The sequence below is a fragment of the Serratia sp. FS14 genome (assembly GCF_000695995.1).
GTDB classification, from domain to species: Bacteria; Pseudomonadota; Gammaproteobacteria; order Enterobacterales; family Enterobacteriaceae; genus Serratia; species Serratia nematodiphila.
The window spans coordinates 4,819,753-4,840,554 of record NZ_CP005927.1 but is presented as its reverse complement, the minus strand read 5'-3'; the positions used below and the strand labels follow the sequence as shown (position 1 = coordinate 4,840,554).

The 20,802-nt window shown below is 58.6% G+C and carries 19 protein-coding genes; 17 read left to right on the top strand and 2 right to left on the bottom strand.

Annotation, left to right across the window (positions count from 1 at the left end):
* Window positions 1-8: 8 nt before the first annotated feature.
* Together pcp and nei are read left to right on the top strand one after the other, a co-directional pair.
* Entirely contained in the window at window positions 9-653 is a 645-nt protein-coding gene (pcp, locus tag L085_RS22195; protein ID WP_004939899.1) for a pyroglutamyl-peptidase I, read from the top strand.
* A 54-nt stretch (window positions 654-707) separates the two neighbouring features.
* Entirely contained in the window at window positions 708-1,499 is a 792-nt protein-coding gene (gene nei / locus L085_RS22190; protein WP_044031751.1) for an endonuclease VIII, read from the top strand.
* 57 nt (window positions 1,500-1,556) lie between these two features.
* Here the strand turns inward: nei and L085_RS22185 are convergent, their stop codons facing one another.
* Entirely contained in the window at window positions 1,557-2,849 is a 1,293-nt protein-coding gene (locus L085_RS22185; protein ID WP_004939895.1) for a citrate synthase, read from the bottom strand.
* A gap of 729 nt (window positions 2,850-3,578) precedes the next feature.
* On the opposite strand from L085_RS22185, the gene sdhC reads away from it, so the two are divergent.
* From sdhC to sucD, 8 genes are all read left to right on the top strand, one after another.
* Complete coding sequence (gene sdhC, locus L085_RS22180) at window positions 3,579-3,968, top strand: succinate dehydrogenase cytochrome b556 subunit (protein WP_004939893.1); 390 nt, start codon at window positions 3,579-3,581, stop codon at window positions 3,966-3,968.
* The gene (gene sdhD / locus L085_RS22175) at window positions 3,962-4,309 is read left to right on the top strand and encodes a succinate dehydrogenase membrane anchor subunit (protein WP_004939891.1); all 348 of its coding nucleotides are present in this window, start codon (window positions 3,962-3,964) and stop codon (window positions 4,307-4,309) included. Before sdhC ends, sdhD begins: the two co-directional genes overlap by 7 nt.
* Window positions 4,310-6,076: a succinate dehydrogenase flavoprotein subunit gene (sdhA, locus tag L085_RS22170; protein WP_015376974.1), complete on the top strand. Its 1,767-nt coding sequence runs from the start codon at window positions 4,310-4,312 to the stop codon at window positions 6,074-6,076. It begins immediately after the preceding gene.
* Between the two features lie 16 nt (window positions 6,077-6,092).
* Window positions 6,093-6,809 (top strand): succinate dehydrogenase iron-sulfur subunit, encoded by a 717-nt coding sequence (locus L085_RS22165; protein WP_015376975.1) that lies wholly within the window; start codon window positions 6,093-6,095, stop codon window positions 6,807-6,809.
* A 275-nt stretch (window positions 6,810-7,084) separates the two neighbouring features.
* Complete coding sequence (sucA, locus tag L085_RS22160) at window positions 7,085-9,892, top strand: 2-oxoglutarate dehydrogenase E1 component (RefSeq protein WP_044032119.1); 2,808 nt, start codon at window positions 7,085-7,087, stop codon at window positions 9,890-9,892.
* 64 nt (window positions 9,893-9,956) lie between these two features.
* A complete protein-coding gene (gene odhB / locus L085_RS22155; protein WP_015376977.1) occupies window positions 9,957-11,174 on the top strand; it encodes a 2-oxoglutarate dehydrogenase complex dihydrolipoyllysine-residue succinyltransferase in 1,218 nt (405 codons plus the stop codon).
* A 122-nt stretch (window positions 11,175-11,296) separates the two neighbouring features.
* Window positions 11,297-12,463: an ADP-forming succinate--CoA ligase subunit beta gene (gene sucC, locus L085_RS22150; RefSeq protein ID WP_015376978.1), complete on the top strand. Its 1,167-nt coding sequence runs from the start codon at window positions 11,297-11,299 to the stop codon at window positions 12,461-12,463.
* A complete protein-coding gene (gene sucD / locus L085_RS22145; protein WP_004939878.1) occupies window positions 12,463-13,335 on the top strand; it encodes a succinate--CoA ligase subunit alpha in 873 nt (290 codons plus the stop codon). Before sucC ends, sucD begins: the two co-directional genes overlap by 1 nt.
* 72 nt (window positions 13,336-13,407) lie before the next feature.
* On the opposite strand, the gene L085_RS22140 is transcribed toward sucD, so the two are convergent.
* Window positions 13,408-15,306 carry a 5'-nucleotidase C-terminal domain-containing protein gene (locus tag L085_RS22140; protein WP_044031750.1) on the bottom strand — a complete coding sequence of 633 codons (1,899 nt, stop codon included), beginning with the start codon at window positions 15,304-15,306 and terminating at the stop codon, window positions 13,408-13,410.
* Between the two features lie 683 nt (window positions 15,307-15,989).
* On the opposite strand from L085_RS22140, the gene cydA reads away from it, so the two are divergent.
* The 7 genes from cydA (at window position 15,990) to tolR (ending at window position 20,795) form a co-directional block, all read left to right on the top strand.
* A complete protein-coding gene (gene cydA / locus L085_RS22135) occupies window positions 15,990-17,558 on the top strand; it encodes a cytochrome ubiquinol oxidase subunit I (protein WP_004939873.1) in 1,569 nt (522 codons plus the stop codon).
* A 14-nt stretch (window positions 17,559-17,572) separates the two neighbouring features.
* Window positions 17,573-18,712 (top strand): cytochrome d ubiquinol oxidase subunit II, encoded by a 1,140-nt coding sequence (cydB, locus tag L085_RS22130; protein WP_015376980.1) that lies wholly within the window; start codon window positions 17,573-17,575, stop codon window positions 18,710-18,712.
* A gap of 17 nt (window positions 18,713-18,729) precedes the next feature.
* Window positions 18,730-18,843: a cytochrome bd-I oxidase subunit CydX gene (cydX, locus tag L085_RS24920; RefSeq protein ID WP_004939868.1), complete on the top strand. Its 114-nt coding sequence runs from the start codon at window positions 18,730-18,732 to the stop codon at window positions 18,841-18,843.
* Window positions 18,843-19,139, top strand: coding sequence for a cyd operon protein YbgE (ybgE, locus tag L085_RS22125; protein ID WP_004939866.1), 297 nt, complete (start codon window positions 18,843-18,845; stop codon window positions 19,137-19,139). Before cydX ends, ybgE begins: the two co-directional genes overlap by 1 nt.
* Before the next feature lie 130 nt (window positions 19,140-19,269).
* Window positions 19,270-19,674, top strand: a complete 405-nt coding sequence (gene ybgC, locus L085_RS22120) for a tol-pal system-associated acyl-CoA thioesterase (protein WP_004939863.1) — start codon at window positions 19,270-19,272, stop codon at window positions 19,672-19,674.
* Window positions 19,671-20,354: a Tol-Pal system protein TolQ gene (tolQ, locus tag L085_RS22115; RefSeq protein WP_004939862.1), complete on the top strand. Its 684-nt coding sequence runs from the start codon at window positions 19,671-19,673 to the stop codon at window positions 20,352-20,354. The genes ybgC and tolQ overlap by 4 nt, the downstream gene beginning before the upstream one ends.
* Window positions 20,355-20,366: 12 nt before the next feature.
* A complete protein-coding gene (gene tolR, locus L085_RS22110) occupies window positions 20,367-20,795 on the top strand; it encodes a colicin uptake protein TolR (protein WP_004939859.1) in 429 nt (142 codons plus the stop codon).
* Window positions 20,796-20,802 lie beyond the last annotated feature (7 nt).

The following is a 20,802-nucleotide window of genomic DNA, read 5'->3' as shown; positions in this document are numbered from 1 at the left end:
GAGTAAGGATGCAAAAAGTATTGATTACCGGCTTTGAGCCGTTTGGCGGCGAGCGGCTCAACCCTTCCTGGGAAGTGGTGAAGCAGCTCAATGATATGGAGCTGGTGGGTACGCGCATTGTGGCGCGCCAGCTGCCGTGCGTGTTCGGCGCGGCGCTGGAGGCGCTCAATGCGGCGATCGACGAGGTGCAGCCGCTGATGGTGCTGGCTGTCGGCCAGGCCGGCGGCCGCACCGACATCACGATTGAACGGGTGGCGATCAACGTCGACGACGCACGTATCCCCGATAATCAGGGGCAGCAGCCGGTGGATGAGCCGATCGTCGCCGGCGGCCCGGCGGCCTATTTCAGCACCTTGCCGATCAAGGCGATGGTCAGCTCGATGCGCGAGGCCGGCATTCCGGCCTCCGTTTCGCAGACGGCCGGCACCTACGTGTGCAACCATGTCATGTACGGCCTGCTGCACCGGTTGAGCGGCCAGCGCGAGGTGAAGGGCGGGTTTATTCATATCCCGTACCTGCCGGAACAGGCGGCGGCGCACCCCGGCGCACCGAGCATGGCGGCCTCGACGGTGCTGTTTGCGCTGGAGCTGGCCGTTTCCATCGCGTTGCAGGTGGAACACGATCTGAAAGTGGCGGGCGGCGCAACGCATTAATCAAGAGAATCCCCGGCGCATCGGGCTGCGCCGGGTCTACGCAAGGAGTGGTCTATGCCGGAAGGACCGGAGATCCGCCGGGCGGCGGACAAACTGGCGGCGGCGGTGATCGATCAGCCGCTGACCGCCGTCGATTTCGCTTTTCCTCAGCTGAAACATTATCGCCAGCGTTTGCTCGGCGAGCGCATCGTCGCCATCGAGCCGCGCGGCAAGGCGCTGTTGACCCACTTTTCCAACGGGCTGACGATGTTCAGCCATAACCAGCTGTACGGCGTGTGGAAAGTGGCGGCGGCGGGGGAGACGCCGGAGACCAAGCGCGATCTGCGGGTGCGGCTGGAAACCGCCCACCGCGCGATATTGCTCTACAGCGCTTCCGACATTACCGTCGGGCCGCGCGAGGAAATAGAGCAACACCCGTTTTTGCAACGCATCGGCCCTGACGTGTTGGACATGTCGCTGACGGTAGACGATGTGGTGGAGCGGTTGCTGACGCCGCGTTTTCGCCGCCGGCAGCTGAGCGGCATGCTGCTCGACCAGGCGTTTCTCGCCGGATTGGGCAACTATCTGCGCGCCGAAATCCTGTGGCAGGCCGAGTTGGCGCCGCAGCACAAACCACAGGATCTGGCGCCAGAGGCGCTGCGGCGCCTGGCGGAGGCATTGCTGGCGGTGCCGCGCCTTTCCTACCAGACGCGCGGGCAGGCGGATGACAACCGCCATCACGGCGCGCTGTTTCGCTTCAAGGTGTTTCATCGCAGCGGCGAGCCCTGTGAGCGCTGCGGTGGGATGATCGTGCGCACCGAGCTGTCGTCGCGGCCGTTTTATTGGTGCCCGGGCTGCCAGAAATAAGCAAAAAAAACGCCGCCCGAAGGGGCGGCGCTGTGCGGTTTCAGCCGGGGAAGCGGCTTACTTGGTTTTCAGCTGGGATTTGAAATCACGCTCGGCATAGCCGGTGTACAGCTGACGCGGACGGGCAATTTTGATGCCTTCGTCGTGCATTTCGTTCCAGTGGGCGATCCAGCCGATGGTGCGCGCGATGGCGAAGATCACGGTGAACATGGAAGAAGGAATGCCCATCGCCTTCAGGATGATGCCGGAGTAGAAGTCGACGTTCGGGTACAGTTTCTTCTCGATGAAGTACGGGTCGTTCAGCGCGATGTGTTCCAGCTCCATCGCCACCTGCAGCAGGTTGTCGTCCTTCTTGTTCAGCTCTTTCAGCACTTCGTGACAGGTCTCGCGCATCACGGTGGCGCGCGGATCGTAGTTCTTGTACACGCGGTGGCCGAAGCCCATCAGGCGGAAGGAGTCGTTCTTGTCCTTGGCGCGCTTGATGAATTCCGGAATGTGCTCGACGGTCTTGATCTCTTCCAGCATTTTCAGCGCCGCTTCGTTGGCGCCGCCGTGCGCCGGCCCCCACAGGGAGGCGATGCCGGCCGCGATGCAGGCGAACGGGTTGGCGCCGGAAGAGCCGGCGGTGCGCACGGTTGAGGTAGAGGCGTTCTGCTCATGGTCGGCGTGCAGGATCAGGATGCGATCCATGGCGCGTTCCAGTACCGGGTTCACCACGTACTCTTCGCACGGGGTGGCGAACATCATGTGCAGGAAGTTGCCGGCGTAGGACAGATCGTTGCGCGGGTAAACGAACGGCTGGCCCAGGGAGTATTTGTAGCACATCGCGGCCACGGTCGGCATTTTGGACAGCAGACGGAACGCGGTGATTTCACGGTGACGCTCGTTGTTGACGTCCAGCGCATCGTGGTAGAACGCCGCCAGCGCGCCGGTCACGCCGCACAGCACCGCCATCGGGTGCGAGTCGCGACGGAAGCCACGGAACAGATGGGTGATCTGGTCGTGGATCATGGTGTGGCGGGTCACGGTGGTCTTGAAGGTTTCGAATTCTTCCGGCGTTGGGGTCTCGCCGTACAGCAGGATGTAGCACACTTCCAGGTAGGAAGATTCTTTCGCCAGCTGCTCGATAGGGAAGCCGCGGTGCAGCAGCACGCCTTTGTCGCCGTCGATGAAGGTAATCTTGGATTCGCAAGAAGCGGTGGAGGTAAAGCCGGGATCAAATGTGAAATAACCTTTGGAACCCAGAGCGCGGACATCGAGGACATCGGGGCCCAGTGTCGGTGTCAATACGCCCAGTTCGATCGGAGCTTCGCTGTCGTTAATGGTTAGCGTCGCTTTCTTATCAGTCATTTACTGTCTCCTTAGCGCCTTATTTTAAAAACCACTAACAACTGAAATACCTTAAATCTCTGCAGGTTGCCCGCAAAAAAATGGTGCGGACGCTAACTCTGTGAGCGACTGCGCAACTGTGCGCGGGTAGGGTACAGAGTGCTGACCAGGCGAACGAGACGGGTGACCAGTTGTTAACGATTCATAGTAATTCGTTATAGTCTGTTAATCTTACCTATGAGCTGTTCGAAGAGATGTGAACCTATCCCAATAATCTGTTTTTGTGTGCTTTATTTGCTTTAGACGCCGGCAAACTCGAGCGGGAAACAACGGCTATTGGGATAGGTTCGCCAAATACACTGTTGCATAACTCGAACCCGGGAGGAAGTGTATCTGCTGACCCATAGCGCATCATAGGACCGTTTGTGCCCCTATATGTAATGGAAATGTTGATCTCTTGTCAAATCAGATAATTAATTTTGCACTAATTGTGAAATCCGTGATCTGAATCACTGTTCGGGGGAAATGTTATCAAAGCGGTTGTATGAGAATTGTAATCAGAATGTGATCCTCCTATACTGCCGCCAGGTCTCCGGATTACCCTGAAGTAGGAGCACCCAGCGTTATAAATGCGCGCCGTTTGAGCACAGAGGATGTTGATGTTTGAGCGCGTGACGTGTAAGGGTTTTAGGCTCTTAACGCTGTCTGATCCCCGCCCAGGCCCGGAGGAAGGAAAATAATAAGAGCTGTGTGGGCAAATACGTGAAAAAACAACGACCTGTCAACTTGGATCTGCAAACGATCCGGTTCCCCGTAACTGCGATAGCGTCTATCTTACACCGAGTCTCTGGCGTAATTACCTTCGTTGCCGTGGGTATCCTCCTCTGGCTGCTGGGCCTGTCACTCTCTTCCCAAGAGGGGTTCCTGCAGGCGGCCGCCATCATGAATAGCTTCATCGTCAAATTCATATTCTGGGGCATCCTCACGGCGCTGGCCTATCACATTTGCGGTGGCATCCGTCACTTGTTAATGGATTTTGGCTACATCGAAGAGAGTTTGGCCGCCGGCACCCGTTCCGCCCAGGTGGCGATCGGTCTGACCGTCGTGCTGTCAGTTCTGGCTGGAGTCCTCGTATGGTAAACAACGTTTCTGCATTAGGGCGCAACGGCGTGCACGATTGGCTGCTGCTGCGCGCTTCCGCTATCATCATTACCCTGTACGTCCTGTATATCCTGGGCTTTTTCGTCACGGCTCCGGAACTCACTTATGACATCTGGCGCGGTTTCTTCGCCACTTCCATTACGAAAGTGTTCACTCTGCTGACCCTGCTGTCGATTCTGGTGCACGCCTGGATCGGGCTGTGGCAGGTGCTGACGGACTACGTCAAGCCGCTGGCGGTTCGCCTGGTGTTGCAGCTGGCTGTCGTGGTCGCGTTGCTGGTCTATTTACTGTACGGAACAATCGTAGTGTGGGGTGCTTAAATGAAACTGCCAGTCAGAGAGTTTGATGCCGTCGTAATCGGCGCCGGCGGTGCGGGCATGCGTGCCGCGCTGCAAATTTCCCAAGCGGGCTCTACCTGTGCCCTGCTGTCCAAAGTTTTCCCGACCCGTTCCCATACCGTGTCCGCACAGGGCGGCATCACCGTCGCGCTGGGCAACAGCCACGAGGACAACTGGGAATGGCATATGTACGACACGGTGAAAGGTTCCGACTATATCGGTGACCAGGACGCCATCGAATATATGTGTAAAACCGGCCCGGAAGCGATTCTGGAACTGGAACACATGGGGCTGCCGTTCTCTCGTCTGGACGACGGCCGCATCTATCAGCGCCCGTTCGGCGGCCAGTCGCTGAACTTCGGCGGCGAGCAGGCGGCGCGTACCGCAGCCGCAGCCGACCGTACCGGCCATGCGCTGCTGCACACCCTGTACCAACAGAACCTGAAAAACCACACCACCATCTTCTCCGAGTGGTATGCGCTTGATCTGGTGAAAAACCAGGACGGCGCGGTGGTCGGTACCACGGCTATCTGCATCGAAACCGGTGAAGTGGTTTACTTCAAAGCCAAAGCCACCGTGCTGGCGACCGGCGGTGCAGGTCGCATTTACCAGTCCACCACCAACGCCCACATCAACACCGGCGACGGTGTCGGCATGGCGCTGCGCGCCGGCGTGCCGGTGCAGGACATGGAAATGTGGCAGTTCCACCCGACCGGCATCGCCGGCGCGGGCGTGCTGGTAACCGAGGGTTGCCGCGGCGAAGGCGGTTACCTGCTGAACAAACACGGCGAGCGCTTCATGGAGCGTTATGCGCCGAACGCCAAAGATCTGGCGGGCCGCGACGTGGTTGCCCGTTCGATCATGATCGAAATCCGCGAAGGCCGCGGCTGCGACGGTCCTTGGGGCCCGCACGCCAAGCTGAAGCTGGATCACCTGGGTAAAGAGGTGCTGGAATCCCGTCTGCCGGGCATTCTGGAGCTGTCCCGCACCTTCGCGCACGTCGATCCGGTGAAAGAGCCGATCCCGGTTATCCCAACCTGTCACTATATGATGGGCGGCATTCCGACCAAGGTGACCGGTCAGGCGCTGACCGTGAACGAGAAAGGCGAAGACGTGGTGATCCCGGGGCTGTTCGCCGTGGGCGAAATCGCCTGCGTATCGGTGCACGGCGCCAACCGTCTGGGCGGCAACTCGCTGCTGGACCTGGTGGTGTTCGGCCGTTCCGCCGGCATGCACCTGCAGGAATCGCTGGAAGAGCAGGGCGTGAGCCGTGACGCCAGCGACTCCGACGTGGAAGCCTCGCTGGACCGTCTGAACCGCTGGAACAACACCCGTTCCGGCGAAGACCCGGTCGAAATTCGCAAAGCGCTGCAGTCTTGCATGCAGCACAACTTCTCGGTATTCCGCGAAGGCGATGCGATGGCCAAGGGCCTGGAAGAACTGAAAGTGATCCGTGAACGTCTGAAGAACGCACGCCTGGACGATACCTCCAGCGAGTTCAACACCCAGCGCATCGAATGCCTGGAGTTGGATAACCTGATGGAGACCGCGTATTCCACCGCCGTGTCGGCCAACTTCCGTACCGAGAGCCGTGGCGCGCACAGCCGCTTCGACTATCCGGAGCGCGATGACGCCAACTGGCTGTGCCATTCGCTGTATCTGCCGCAATCGGAAAGCATGACGCGCCGCGAAGTGAACATGCAACCGAAGCTGCGCCCGGCATTCCCGCCGAAAGTGCGTTCTTACTAATTGCGGAGATCGACAGATGAAACTCGAATTTTCCATTTATCGCTACAACCCGGATGTCGACGATGCCCCGCACATGCAGGACTATACCCTGGAAGCGGAAGAAGGCCGTGACATGATGCTGCTGGATGCGTTGATCCAGCTGAAAGAAAAAGACCCGACCCTGTCGTTCCGTCGCTCATGCCGCGAAGGCGTGTGCGGTTCCGACGGCCTGAACATGAACGGTAAAAACGGCCTGGCGTGCATCACTCCGGTTTCGTCGCTGCGCAAAGGCAACGGCAAGATCGTGATCCGTCCGCTGCCGGGCCTGCCGGTGGTGCGCGATCTGGTGGTGGATATGGGGCAGTTCTACACCCAGTATGAAAAGATCAAGCCTTACCTGCTGAACGACGGCAAGAACCCGCCGGCGCGCGAGCACCTGCAGTCGCCGGAGCAGCGCGCCAAGCTGGACGGTCTGTACGAGTGCATCCTGTGCGCCTGCTGTTCGACCTCTTGCCCATCGTTCTGGTGGAACCCGGACAAGTTCATCGGCCCAGCCGGTCTGTTGGCGGCGTATCGCTTCCTGATCGACAGCCGTGACACGGAAACGCAAGAACGTTTAGATGATCTGGACGACGCTTTTAGTGTTTTCCGCTGCCATAGCATTATGAATTGTGTCAGTGTATGTCCTAAAGGCTTGAACCCGACGCGTGCGATCGGGCATATCAAGTCCATGCTGCTGCAACGCGGCGCATAAACGGAATGAGATGCTGCGCCGGGCTCTTTTCCGGCGCACGTCCCATAGGGGAGGGAACCTCTAAAAACTGACCCGCGGCTGCGGCGCTATGCAGCCTGGTTCTTCCGCCGGTTTTTAGAGGTTCCTTGTAAGGGACCGCAAGGTCCATAACAGAACGTATCGGGCCGACATGGCCGCAAGTACGTCGAGTGAACCGTTTTACGGCAAACCGTATTCATCACGGTAATTATGTTAACCACGGCGAAAACTAAAGCTTCAAAGCTTAAGGGATCATGATGCAGAACGGCGCAATGAAGGCCTGGCTGGATTCCTCCTATCTGGCGGGCGCGAACCAGTCTTACATAGAGCAGCTCTATGAAGACTTCTTAACCGATCCGGGTTCCGTTGAAGATAGCTGGCGTTCCATTTTTCAACAGCTACCAACCGCGGGTGTCAAACCCGATCAGCTTCACTCTCAAATGCGCGATTACTTCCGCCGCCTGGCGAAAGACTCCGCGCGCTACAACACCACCATCACCGATCCGGAAACCGACGCCAAACAGGTCAAGGTACTGCAGCTGATCAACGCCTTCCGCTTCCGCGGACATCAGCATGCCAACCTCGATCCGCTCGGCCTGTGGCAGCGCGAGCAAGTTCCTGACCTTGATCCCGCTTACCACAACCTGACCGAAGCCGATTTCCAGGAAACCTTCAACGTGGGCTCTTTCGCCATCGGCAAAGAAACCATGAAGCTGGGCGATCTGTACGCCGCGCTGAAGCAGACCTATTGCGGGTCGATCGGCGCTGAGTACATGCACATCACCAACACCGAAGAGAAACGCTGGATCCAGCAGCGCATCGAGTCGGTGGTGGGGCGCGCCAGCTTTACCGCCGACGAAAAACGCCGTTTCCTGAACGAGCTGACCGCGGCGGAGGGCCTGGAGCGCTACCTGGGCGCCAAATTCCCGGGCGCCAAACGCTTCTCGCTGGAAGGCGGCGACGCGCTGGTGCCGATGCTCAAAGAGATGGTGCGCCACGCCGGCAAGAACGGCACGCGCGAAGTGGTGTTGGGCATGGCCCACCGCGGCCGTCTGAACGTGCTGATCAACGTGCTGGGCAAAAAGCCGGCCGATCTGTTCGACGAATTCGCCGGCAAGCATAAAGAACACCTCGGCACCGGTGACGTGAAATATCACCAGGGCTTCTCCTCCGACGTGGAAACCGAAGGCGGCATGGTTCACCTGGCGCTGGCGTTCAACCCGTCGCACCTGGAGATCGTCAGCCCGGTGGTCATGGGGTCGGTACGCGCCCGTCGCGATCGTCTGGACGAAGCGCGCAGCAACATGGTGCTGCCGATCACCATCCACGGCGACGCCGCCATCACCGGCCAGGGCGTGGTTCAGGAAACCCTGAACATGTCTCAGGCTCGCGGCTACGAAGTGGGCGGCACCGTGCGCATCGTCATCAACAACCAGGTTGGCTTCACCACCTCCAACCCGCTGGATGCGCGCTCTACCGAATACTGCACCGACATCGCCAAAATGGTTCAGGCACCGATCTTCCACGTTAACGCGGACGATCCGGAAGCCGTGGCCTTCGTCACCCGCCTGGCGTTGGATTTCCGTAACACCTTTAAGCGTGACGTGATGATCGATCTGGTCTGCTACCGTCGCCATGGGCACAACGAGGCCGATGAGCCGAGCGCCACCCAGCCGGTGATGTATCAGAAGATCAAGAAACACCCTACGCCGCGCAAAATCTACGCTGACGTTCTGACCGAGCAGAAAGTGGCCAGCCTGGAAGATGCCACGGAAATGGTCAACCTGTACCGCGACGCGCTCGACCGCGGCGATTGCGTGGTTGAAGAGTGGCGTCCGATGAACCTGCACTCCTTCACCTGGTCACCGTACCTGAACCACGAGTGGGACGAAGAGTACCCGAGCAAGGTTGAGATGAAGCGTCTGCAGGAACTGGGCCGCCGCATCAGCACCGTGCCGGAAGCGATCGAAATGCAGTCGCGCGTGGCGAAAATCTACGCGGACCGCGCCGAGATGGCCGCAGGCAACAAGCCGTTCGACTGGGGCGCCGCCGAAACGCTGGCCTACGCCACCATGGCGGATGAAGGCATTCCAATCCGCATCTCCGGCGAAGACGCCGGCCGCGGCACCTTCTTCCACCGTCACGCGGTGGTGCACAACCAGAAAAACGGTTCGGTCTATGTTCCGCTGGCGAACATCCACAGCGGCCAGGGCGAATTCAAGGTCTGGGACTCCGTGCTGTCTGAAGAGGCGGTGCTGGCGTTCGAATACGGCTACGCCACGGCGGAACCGCGCACGCTGACCATCTGGGAAGCGCAGTTCGGTGACTTCGCCAACGGTGCGCAGGTTGTTATCGACCAGTTCATCAGCTCCGGCGAGCAAAAATGGGGCCGTATGTGCGGCCTGGTGATGCTGCTGCCGCACGGTTATGAAGGCCAGGGCCCTGAGCACTCCTCCGCGCGTCTGGAACGTTATCTGCAGCTGTGCGCTGAGCAGAACATGCAGGTGTGCGTCCCGTCTACGCCGGCGCAGGTTTACCATATGCTGCGTCGTCAGGCGCTGCGCGGTATGCGCCGTCCGTTGGTGGTGATGTCGCCGAAGTCGCTGCTGCGTCACCCGCTGGCGATTTCTTCGCTGGACGAGCTGGCCAACGGCACCTTCCTGCCGGCGATCGGCGAGATCGACGACTTGGATCCGAAAGCGGTCAAGCGCGTCGTGCTGTGCTCCGGCAAGGTCTACTACGACCTGCTGGAACAGCGTCGCAAGAACGAGCAGAAAGACGTGGCCATCGTGCGCATCGAGCAGCTGTATCCGTTCCCGCATCAGGCCGTGCAGGCCGTGCTGGAGCAATACTCGCACGTGCATGATTTCGTCTGGTGTCAGGAAGAGCCGCTGAACCAGGGCGCCTGGTACTGCAGCCAGCACAACTTCCGTGAAGTGGTGCCGTTCGGGGCTTCTTTACGTTACGCAGGACGTCCGGCCTCCGCTTCTCCGGCGGTGGGCTATATGTCCGTACACCAGAAGCAGCAGCAGGCTCTGGTGAACGACGCGCTGAATATTGACTAATGTTCGCTCGCTTGCCGGCCGAGGGGCCGGCAAGCAGATGATAAAAAACTTAAGGGAAAGCTAAATGAGTAGCGTAGATATTCTGGTTCCTGACCTTCCTGAATCGGTTGCCGATGCGACCGTAGCCACCTGGCACAAAAAACCGGGCGACAGCGTGCAGCGTGATGAAGTCCTGGTTGAAATCGAAACCGACAAAGTGGTGTTGGAAGTGCCGGCCAGTGAAGCGGGCATCCTCGATGCTATCGTGGAAGAAGAGGGCGCGACCGTGCTGTCTCGCCAGCTGCTCGGCCGCATCCGCCCAGGCGACAGCTCCGGCAAACCGACCGCCGAGAAGAGCCAGGAGAAAGAGTCCACGCCTGCACAGCGCGCGACCGCGAGCCTGGAAGAAGAAAGCAATGACGCGCTCAGCCCGGCGATTCGCCGCCTGATCGCCGAACACGACCTCGATGCCGGCGCCATCAAAGGCACCGGCGTGGGTGGCCGCATCACTCGTGAAGACGTGGAAGCGCACCTGGCCAAAGGCGGCGCCGCCGCCAAACCGGCCGCCGCCGCTGAAGCCGCACCGCAGCCGGCTCTGGCCGGCCGCAGCGAAAAACGCGTGCCGATGACCCGCCTGCGCAAACGCGTCGCCGAGCGTCTGCTGGAAGCGAAGAACAGCACCGCGATGCTGACCACCTTCAACGAAATCAACATGCAGCCGATCATGGATCTGCGCAAGCAGTACGGCGAAGCCTTCGAGAAACGCCACGGCGTGCGTCTGGGCTTCATGTCCTTCTACATCAAGGCGGTGGTTGAAGCGCTGAAGCGCTTCCCGGAAGTGAACGCGTCGATCGACGGTTCCGACGTGGTTTACCACAACTACTTCGACATCAGCATCGCGGTTTCTACCCCGCGCGGCCTGGTGACGCCGGTACTGCGCGATGTAGATGCCATGAGCATGGCTGACATCGAGAAGAAAATCAAAGAGCTGGCCGTTAAGGGCCGCGACGGCAAACTGACCGTGGAAGAGCTGACCGGCGGTAACTTCACCATTACCAACGGCGGCGTATTCGGCTCGCTGATGTCCACCCCGATCATCAACCCGCCGCAGAGCGCCATCCTGGGCATGCACGCCATCAAAGATCGCCCAATGGCGGTCAATGGTCAGGTGGTGATCCAGCCGATGATGTATCTGGCGCTGTCTTATGACCACCGCCTGATCGACGGTAAAGAATCCGTCGGTTATCTGGTGACGGTCAAAGAGATGCTGGAAGATCCGGCTCGTCTGCTGCTGGACGTCTAGTAACCCTTGCCGGGCGCGGCATGCCGCGCCCGCACTCTGTGCTATGTGGCCGGAAAACCATGCGGTTTACCGCGTAATAATGGTCCGGCTAAAAACCTTCAGAACTGAATGGATAGAACATCATGAATTTACACGAATATCAGGCAAAACAGCTGTTTGCTCGGTATGGCATGCCGGCACCGACCGGTTACGCCTGTACCACTCCGCGTGAAGCAGAAGAAGCCGCATCCAAAATCGGCTCCGGCCCGTGGGTGGTGAAATGTCAGGTTCATGCTGGCGGCCGCGGTAAAGCGGGCGGCGTTAAAGTCGTCAACAGCAAAGAAGATATCCGTGCTTTCGCGGAAGCCTGGTTGGGCAAGCGTCTGGTGACTTACCAGACTGACGCGCTGGGCCAGCCGGTTAACCAGATCCTGGTTGAAGCGGCGACCGACATCGATAAAGAACTGTACCTGGGCGCCGTCGTAGACCGCGCGACCCGTCGCATCGTATTCATGGCGTCAACCGAAGGCGGCGTGGAAATCGAGAAAGTGGCGGAAGAAACCCCAGAACTGATCCACAAAATGACCATCGATCCGCTGGCGGGTCCTCAGCCTTATCAGGGCCGTGAGCTGGCCTTCAAACTGGGCCTGACCGGCAAGCAAGTCAGCCAGTTCGCCAAGATTTTCATGGGCCTGGCGACGCTGTTCCTGGAGCGCGACCTGGCGATGGTTGAGATCAATCCGCTGGTGATCACCAAGCAGGGCGATCTGGTGTGCCTGGACGGCAAACTGGGCGCCGACGGCAACGCCCTGTTCCGTCAGCCTGAACTGCGTGAAATGCGTGACCCTTCCCAGGAAGACGAGCGTGAATCCCGTGCGGCTCAGTGGGAGCTGAACTACGTTGCCCTCGACGGCAACATCGGCTGCATGGTGAACGGCGCCGGTCTGGCGATGGGCACCATGGACATCGTTAAACTGCACGGCGGCGAACCGGCCAACTTCCTGGACGTGGGCGGCGGCGCGACCAAAGAGCGCGTGACCGAAGCGTTCAAAATCATCCTGTCCGACGACAAGGTGAAAGCGGTTCTGGTTAACATCTTCGGTGGTATCGTACGTTGCGATCTGATCGCTGACGGCATCATCGGCGCAGTGGCTGAAGTGGGCGTTAACGTCCCGGTCGTGGTGCGCCTGGAAGGGAACAACGCCGAACTGGGCGCCAAGAAACTGGCGGACAGCGGCCTGAATATCATTGCTGCGACCAGCCTGACTGATGCGGCTCAGCAAGTTGTTGCAGCAGTGGAGGGTAAATAATGTCCATCTTAATCGATAAAAACACCAAAGTAATTTGCCAGGGCTTCACCGGTAGCCAGGGGACTTTCCACTCCGAACAAGCTATCGCTTACGGCACCAAAATGGTTGGCGGCGTCACCCCAGGCAAAGGCGGCACTCAGCACCTGGGTCTGCCGGTGTTCAACACCGTGCGCGAAGCGGTTGAAGCGACCGGCGCGACGGCCTCTGTCATCTACGTTCCAGCGCCGTTCTGCAAAGACTCCATTCTGGAAGCGATCGATGCCGGCATCAAACTGATCATCACCATCACCGAAGGCATCCCGACCCTGGACATGCTGACCGTGAAAGTGAAACTGGACGAAGCCGGCGTGCGCATGATCGGGCCGAACTGCCCTGGCGTGATCACCCCGGGCGAGTGCAAAATCGGCATCATGCCTGGCCACATCCACCTGCCGGGCAAAGTGGGCATCGTTTCCCGCTCCGGCACCCTGACCTATGAAGCGGTGAAACAAACCACCGATGCCGGTCTGGGCCAGTCCACCTGCGTGGGCATCGGCGGCGACCCGATCCCGGGCTCCAACTTCATCGATATCCTGAAGATGTTCCAACAGGATCCGCAGACCGAAGCAATCGTGATGATCGGTGAGATCGGCGGCAGCGCTGAAGAAGAAGCGGCGGCTTACATCAAAGAACACGTCACCAAACCGGTTGTCGGCTACATCGCCGGCGTGACCGCGCCGAAAGGCAAGCGTATGGGCCACGCAGGCGCCATCATCGCCGGCGGCAAAGGCACGGCGGACGAGAAGTTTGCTGCGCTGGAAGCGGCGGGCGTGAAAACCGTTCGCAGCCTGGCGGACATCGGCGATGCGGTAAAAGCGGTGCTGAAGCGCTAAGAACCTAGTACGAAATAACAATATCTCGACATGTTTGGCCACCCATTGGGTGGCCTTTTTTATGGGCGAAACTCAGAAAACGTTGAGCGCCTTGATCAGCGCGATCCGATCCTGCAGGCGGCGCTGCTGCACCGGATCCGCGGCGGCTTGCCGCTGCTGCTCCAGCGAGGCGAGGGCGGCGCGGTAATCGTCGGCGTTGCGGAACAGCGCGTCTTTGACGTTGATCGAGGCGACGTTGGTGTAGCGGCCATCGTCGGTGGTCGGCACCTGAATAACGCCTTCATTCAGCAGCCGTTTAACGATCGCCCGCTGCGGTTCGTATCCCTCCATGCCGATCAGTTTCCAGCGCTGCGGCGGCACGCCCTGGTATTGGCCGTGTTTCACTTCTGTCAGGTAGCGCAGGGCCAGGTGGCGAATGGTGCCTTCTTCTTCACCATACTGCGCTTTGCTGTCGAACAGCACCGGGAAGGATTGCCCTTCCAGCGCGCCGCCCTTTTGCGTCAGGTGGCCCATGCGGTAACTGTTCATGCCCAGACGGATCGGCATGTCGTCCGTGACCGGCGTGCCGTCCGCCAGATGCAGATCGACGATGCGTGAACCGGCGGGTTGGCGCAGATCAATGGTATAGGTGACGCCATCGAAGAAATCGTTGGTGGAATATTTGGACGAACGCCGCGCCGGGTTAAAGCTGTAGGTGACGTCGCCCGGCTGCAGTTGATTGAAGTAGCCGGCGGACCACTCCATGTAGCGTTTAAGCGCTTTACCGTTAAGCTGATAAACGGTGATCTCGCCGCCGGCGTATTGGTAGTTAAAGGCAATATCCTTGGCCTTGATGTCGCCGACGTCCAGTTTGGCGCGATCGTTGTCGATCTGCAGGGCGATCACCTGCGCCAGCGGCGCATAGTGCCGGGCGGCCTGCTGGAACAGCGCGCTGATGCCGGTGTCCTGCACGTGCACCTGAGGAATGCCGCGGAACTCGTCGGCAGGCACCAGATCGCTGCCGCTCAGCTTCGCTACCACCCGGTTGGCGTTGGCGCGCAAAATGTCATGATACGGCTGGTAGAGAGCCTGCATGGCGCTGTCCGGCGTCAGCCCTTTGATCGGGTAGGTGTAGCTGTTTTTGTCGATCAGCGTGAATTTGCCGTCGCGGCGTTCAAATTGCAGATCGATGCGTGACAGCGCGCGGCCGTATTTGTCCGGTTCGGTGATGATGACGCCGTTGACCACCGCCTTGTCGATCTTCACATGCATGTGGCCGGCGACGATTGCCGCCAGTTCCGGGTTGGCGTTGGCAATGTCGGCCACGCCGGTGCCCGGGCGCTGGTTCTCGTTGTCGATGCCCATATGCGCCACCAGTACGATGGCGTCGACCTGGCCGTCGATTTGTTTGATGACCTGTTTCACCGCCTGCACCGGATCGGTGAAGTTCAGCCCTTTGATGCGATCGGTGCCCTTGGCGAATTCAGCGGTCATCGGCGTGTCCATGCCGATAATGCCGATCTTCACGCCCTGACGTTCGAGGATGGTGTAGGCCGGCAGATAAGGCTTGCCGTTGTCCCAGACGATGTTGCCCGCCAGCGCCGCGCCCTTGAACTGCTTGAGCGGGGTGGCCAGCACCGGCAGGCCGAAGTCGAACTCGTGATTGCCCATCACCCAGACGTCGTAATTGAGCGCATTGAGGCCCAGCATCATCGGGCTGACGGCCTCATGCTTGAAGGTTTCAACGAAGTTGCCCTGAATAGTGTCGCCGGCGTCCACCAGGATCAGGTTAGGCTGCTCGGCGCGCACCTTTTTGACCTGAGTGGCTATCTGGCTCAGGCTGCCCGCCAGGTTTTCCGTGTCGCTGGCGTAGTCCCAGGGCACGAAGGTGCCGTGCAGATCGGAGGTGCCCAGCAGGGTGATGTTTACCGTTTCGGCGGCCATGGCGTTTCCCGAGAGTCCCAAGACAGAGGCAAAGATGATTTTTTTCATAACTTATTGTCACTCAATGGAATTTTAACATAAGTGGTCATTTTGCTACAAAATCGCAACCTTTACGATCCCATCGCGAGAAATAGACTAATATTGGAGAGAGATTTGTTGTTTTGTGACTGCAATCACTGTCACGGCTTAATGGAAATAAAAGGTTAATTATGTCGCAGAATAAGCGCGTAATAATACAATGGTGGCTCTTTTAAATTACATTTATTTAACACAAAAATATCATTAAAAAACAATTAAACCATTGCGCAACATGCCCTCAAGAAAAATAGGCGAAATGTGCTGATGAATATGGAAATAATATGCGGATAGGCTTAAATTGTCTCAGATCAAATTAGCCCGAAGTACCTCTTTCGGCTAAGATTTGACCTGTAACCAAAAGTCCAACCCACGTCACGTAAAAACCTATTTATTGTGTGGGATTGGGCGAGTATCATCCATGTTGTGATTATGGATGGTTGATCTTGTTGCATTTGTTACCCGTTGTCGGTTTTCAGTGGCGTGCTTGTCGGCGGCCCGAGGGGCTATTGGCCGAGTGTGCGGTTGAAAGCGGAGAAGCTGGATCAAATTTGTTGTGTTTAAGGGCATTCACTGCGGGGCGTTACTGGCGGCTTTGAAAGAAGTATGCCGATAACCGCGTGTCGGAGTCTTCCTGCGAGGAGCAAGGAGTCAAGATGTTTGATATTGTCGAACTGTCGCGCTTACAGTTTGCTTTAACGGCGATGTACCATTTCTTATTTGTCCCATTAACGCTCGGTATGGCGTTCTTGCTGGCAATTATGGAAACGGTATATGTCCTGTCTGGCAAACAAATCTATAAAGACATGACCAAATTCTGGGGAAAGTTATTTGCGATTAACTTTGCTCTGGGTGTGGCCACCGGTTTGACCATGGAGTTCCAGTTCGGGACTAACTGGTCGTATTTCTCTCACTACGTCGGCGATATCTTCGGGGCCCCACTGGCCATCGAAGGTCTGATGGCGTTCTTCCTTGAATCGACGCTGGTCGGCCTGTTCTTCTTCGGCTGGGATCGTCTGAGCAAGGTGCAGCACATGGCGGTAACCTGGTTCGTGGCCCTCGGCTCAAACCTGTCCGCGCTGTGGATCCTGGTCGCCAACGGCTGGATGCAGAACCCGATCGCGTCGGATTTCAACTTCGAAACCATGCGCATGGAGATGGTCAGCTTCTCCGAGCTGGTGCTTAACCCGGTTGCGCAGGTGAAATTCGTTCACACCGTGGCTGCAGGCTACACCACCGGCGCCATGTTCGTGCTGGGCATCAGCGCTTACTACCTGCTGAAGGGCCGCGACATCGCTTTCGCCAAACGCTCCTTCGCCATCGCCGCCAGCTTCGGCATGGCTGCGGTGCTGTCGGTGATCGTGCTGGGTGACGAATCCGGTTACGAAATGGGCGACGTACAGAAAACCAAACTGGCCGCCATCGAAGCGGAGTGGGATACCCAGCCGGCACCGGCGTCCTTCACCCTGTTCGGCATTCCCGATCAGGACAAGATGGAAAACTCCTTCTCTATTCAGATCCCGTATGCGCTTGGCCTGATCGCCACGCGTTCCACCGACACGCAGGTCACTGGCCTGAAAGATCTGCTGGCGCAACATGAAGTGCGCATCCGCAACGGCATGAAAGCCTACCAGCTGCTGGAAGAGCTGCGCGGCGGCAATACCGATCCTGCGGTGCGTGCGGAATTCAACAAAACCAAGCAAGACCTGGGCTACGGCATGCTGCTGAAGCGTTATACCCCGAACGTCAGCGATGCGACGGAAGCGCAGATCCAGCAGGCGACCAAGGACTCCATTCCACGCGTGGCGCCGCTGTACTTCGCCTTCCGCATCATGGTGGCCTGTGGCGTGCTGATGCTGCTGATTATCGGCCTGTCCTTCCTGAGCGTGGTGCGCGGCCGCATCGGCCAGAAGAAATGGCTGTTGCGTGCGGCGCTGTATGGCCTGCCGCTGCCGTGGATCGCGGTGGAAGCCGGCTGGTTCGTGGCGGAATACGGCCGTCAACCGTGGGCGATTGGTGAGGTGCTGCCGACCGCAGTCGCCAACTCTTCGCTGACCGCGGGCGACATTCTGTTCTCGATGGGGCTGATTTGCGGCTTGTACACCCTGTTCCTGGTGGCTGAAATGTACCTGATGTTCAAGTTTGCGCGTCTGGGTCCAAGCAGCCTGAAAACCGGCCGCTACCACTTTGAACAACCGACTGCCGCCGTGCAGGAAGCGCGCTAAACAGGAGTCCACGTATGTTTGACTATGAAGTACTGCGATTTATCTGGTGGGTGCTGGTTGGCGTACTGCTGATCGGCTTCGCCGTCACCGACGGTTTCGACATGGGCGTCGGCATCCTGGTGCGCATCATCGGTAAAACCGATACCGAGCGCCGGGTGATGATCAACTCCATCGCCCCGCACTGGGACGGTAACCAGGTGTGGCTGATCACCGCCGGCGGCGCGCTGTTCGCCGCCTGGCCGATGGTCTACGCAGCGGCCTTCTCGGGCTTCTACGTCGCCATGATCCTGGTGCTGGCGGCCTTGTTCTTCCGCCCGGTCGGTTTTGACTACCGTTCCAAGCTGGAGAGCAGCCGCTGGCGCAACATGTGGGACTGGGGCATCTTCATCGGTTCCTTCGTGCCTGCGTTGGTATTCGGCGTGGCGTTCGGCAACCTGCTGCAGGGCGTGCCGTTCCATGTGGACGAATACCTGCGTCTGTTCTACACCGGCAACTTCTTCCAACTGCTGAATCCGTTCGGTCTGTTGGCAGGCGTGGTCAGTCTGACCATGCTGGTCACTCAGGGCGCGACCTACCTGCAGATGCGCACCACCGGCGAGATCCACCTGCGGTCACGCGCCGCAGCGCAGATCGCGACGCTGATCATGGCGGTATGCTTCCTGCTGGCGGGTGTGTGGCTGGTGAAAGGCATCGACGGCTACGTGATCACTTCGGCGCTGGACACCATGGCGGAATCCAACCCGCTGCGTAAAGAAGTGGCGCATCAGGCCGGCGCATGGCTGATCAACTTCAACAAGTATCCGCTGCTGTGGGCCTTGCCTGCACTGGGCGTGGTGCTGCCGTTGTTCACCATCCTGTTCTCGCGTCTGGAGAAAGGCGCGCTGGCGTTCGTCACTTCGTCGCTGACCATCGCCTGCGTCATCCTCACCGCCGGGGTCACCATGTTCCCGTTCGTGATGCCGTCCAGCACCGTGCCTAACGTCAGCCTGACCATGTGGGACGCGACCTCGAGCCTGTTGACGCTGAAAGTGATGACCGTCGTGGCGGCGATCTTCGTGCCTATCGTTTTGGCGTACACCAGCTGGTCGTACTACAAAATGTTCGGTCGTCTCGACAAGAACTACATCGAAAACAACAAGCATTCGCTGTACTAAGGATAAGGAGCTAAACCATGTGGTATTTTGCCTGGATTCTCGGAACGCTTCTTGCCTGCGCCTTCGGCATCATCACGGCGCTGGCGCTTGAGCAGAGCGAAGCGACCAAAGCTCAGCAAGACGGTAAGTAATGAGCTCGTCCGTGATTGACAAGCTGTACGCTGTCACCGACAAGGGCCCGGTTCGGGCCCTTTCCCTGGTGCTGGCGTTGATTTTGGCGGGGTGCGTGTTCTGGGATCCGACGCGTTTCGCCGCCAAAACCAGCTCGCTGGAGATTTGGGAAGGGCTGTTGCTGATTTGGGCCGTATGCGCTGGAGTGATCCACGGTTTCGGATTTCGCCCGCAGCGCAGCGTCTGGCGCGCTTTTTTCGCGCCGCTTCCTGCAATTGTGATCTTGTGCGCAGGATTACTTTACGTTTCTTTATAATCTCCCCGATGTCCCCACGTTATGGGCCCTCACGGCCCATAATTATTTTCATTCCCATCTTGTAACCCATTCCCAACCCGATCCGTCTTGCGTATAGTAGCAGCGTTAAATTGCATTGCTGGGAAGTAGAGTGAGTAATACGTTGTTTCGATGGCCGGTTCGCGTTTACTACGAGGATACCGATGCCAGTGGTGTGGTCTATCACGCCCGCTACGTCGCCTTTTTTGAAAGAGCGCGCACAGAGATGCTGCGTCAGCACAACTTTCATCAACAGCAGCTGCTCAGTGAACAAGTCGCTTTTGTCGTCCGGCGCATGACGGTGGATTATCTGGCTCCGGCTCGTCTCGACGAGCAACTGGAGGTCCAGAGTGAAATCACCTCTCTGCGCGGGGCTTCTCTCACGTTTGCTCAACGCATTGTCAATTCTGACGGGGCCCTACTGAGCCAGGCAGATGTCCTGATTGCCTGTATTGATCCACACCAAATGAAGCCAAGAGCGCTTCCTAAGTCTATTGTCGCGGAGTTTAAGCAGTGACTGACATGAACATCCTAGATTTATTCTTGAAGGCGAGCCTGCTGGTTAAGCTTATCATGTTGATTTTGATATGCTTCTCGGTAGCCTCCTGGGCGATCATCATTCAGCGCACCCGCATCCTCAATGCGGCGACGCGTGACGCCGAAGCCTTTGAAGACAAATTCTGGTCCGGTATCGAGCTTTCCCGTCTGTACCAGGAAAGTCAGGCGCGTCGCGATAGCCTGACCGGTTCCGAGCAGATCTTCCATTCCGGGTTCAAAGAGTTCGCCCGCCTGCACCGCGCCAACAACCATGCGCCGGAGTCGGTGATCGAAGGGGCGTCGCGCGCGATGCGCATTTCGATGAACCGCGAGCTGGAAACGCTGGAAACCCATATTCCGTTCCTCGGCACCGTCGGTTCGATCAGCCCGTACATCGGCCTGTTCGGCACCGTGTGGGGGATCATGCACGCCTTTATCGCGCTGGGCGCGGTGAAGCAAGCCACGCTGCAGATGGTGGCGCCGGGTATCGCCGAAGCGCTGATCGCCACCGCGATCGGTCTGTTCGCCGCCATCCCGGCGGTAATGGCCTACAACCGTCTCAACCAGCGCGTCAACAAGCTTGAGCAGAATTACGACAACTTTATGGAAGAGTTCACCGCTATTCTGCATCGTCAGGCCTTCTCCAGCGACAGCAAATAAGTAGGAGGTAGCATGGCGAGAGTACGTGGACGTAGTCGGCGTGAGCTGAAGTCCGAAATTAACATCGTTCCGCTGCTCGACGTGTTGCTGGTGCTGCTGCTGATTTTTATGGCAACCGCGCCAATCATCACGCAGAGCGTGGAGGTTGACCTGCCGGACGCCACCGATTCCAAGACGGTGTCCAGCGATGACAATCCGCCGGTGATCCTCGAGGTTTCCGGCGTAGGTCAATACACCCTGGTGGTGGATCACAACCGTATGGAGCTGCTGCCGCCTGAACAAGTCGCGGCCGAAGCCAAGTCGCGTTTGGCGGCTAACCCGAAAACGGTCTTTTTGATCGGCGGTGCGAAGGAAGTCCCTTACGATGAGATTATCAAAGCATTGAATATTCTCCATCAGGCGGGCGTGGCTTCCGTGGGGCTGATGACCCAGCCGATCTGACCGTAAG

Excerpts from the sequence above, each read along its gene's own strand:
- pcp (WP_004939899.1), top strand. The coding sequence starts at position 9 with ATGCAAAAAGTATTGATTACCGGCTTTGAGCCGTTTGGCGGCGAGCGG.
- nei (WP_044031751.1), top strand. The coding sequence starts at position 708 with ATGCCGGAAGGACCGGAGATCCGCCGGGCGGCGGACAAACTGGCGGCG.
- L085_RS22185 (WP_004939895.1), bottom strand. The coding sequence starts at position 2,849 with ATGACTGATAAGAAAGCGACGCTAACCATTAACGACAGCGAAGCTCCG.
- sdhD (WP_004939891.1), top strand. The coding sequence starts at position 3,962 with ATGGTAAACAACGTTTCTGCATTAGGGCGCAACGGCGTGCACGATTGG.
- sdhA (WP_015376974.1), top strand. The coding sequence starts at position 4,310 with ATGAAACTGCCAGTCAGAGAGTTTGATGCCGTCGTAATCGGCGCCGGC.
- L085_RS22165 (WP_015376975.1), top strand. The coding sequence starts at position 6,093 with ATGAAACTCGAATTTTCCATTTATCGCTACAACCCGGATGTCGACGAT.
- sucA (WP_044032119.1), top strand. The coding sequence starts at position 7,085 with ATGCAGAACGGCGCAATGAAGGCCTGGCTGGATTCCTCCTATCTGGCG.
- odhB (WP_015376977.1), top strand. The coding sequence starts at position 9,957 with ATGAGTAGCGTAGATATTCTGGTTCCTGACCTTCCTGAATCGGTTGCC.
- sucC (WP_015376978.1), top strand. The coding sequence starts at position 11,297 with ATGAATTTACACGAATATCAGGCAAAACAGCTGTTTGCTCGGTATGGC.
- sucD (WP_004939878.1), top strand. The coding sequence starts at position 12,463 with ATGTCCATCTTAATCGATAAAAACACCAAAGTAATTTGCCAGGGCTTC.
- L085_RS22140 (WP_044031750.1), bottom strand. The coding sequence starts at position 15,306 with ATGAAAAAAATCATCTTTGCCTCTGTCTTGGGACTCTCGGGAAACGCC.
- cydA (WP_004939873.1), top strand. The coding sequence starts at position 15,990 with ATGTTTGATATTGTCGAACTGTCGCGCTTACAGTTTGCTTTAACGGCG.
- cydB (WP_015376980.1), top strand. The coding sequence starts at position 17,573 with ATGTTTGACTATGAAGTACTGCGATTTATCTGGTGGGTGCTGGTTGGC.
- cydX (WP_004939868.1), top strand. The coding sequence starts at position 18,730 with ATGTGGTATTTTGCCTGGATTCTCGGAACGCTTCTTGCCTGCGCCTTC.
- ybgE (WP_004939866.1), top strand. The coding sequence starts at position 18,843 with ATGAGCTCGTCCGTGATTGACAAGCTGTACGCTGTCACCGACAAGGGC.
- tolR (WP_004939859.1), top strand. The coding sequence starts at position 20,367 with ATGGCGAGAGTACGTGGACGTAGTCGGCGTGAGCTGAAGTCCGAAATT.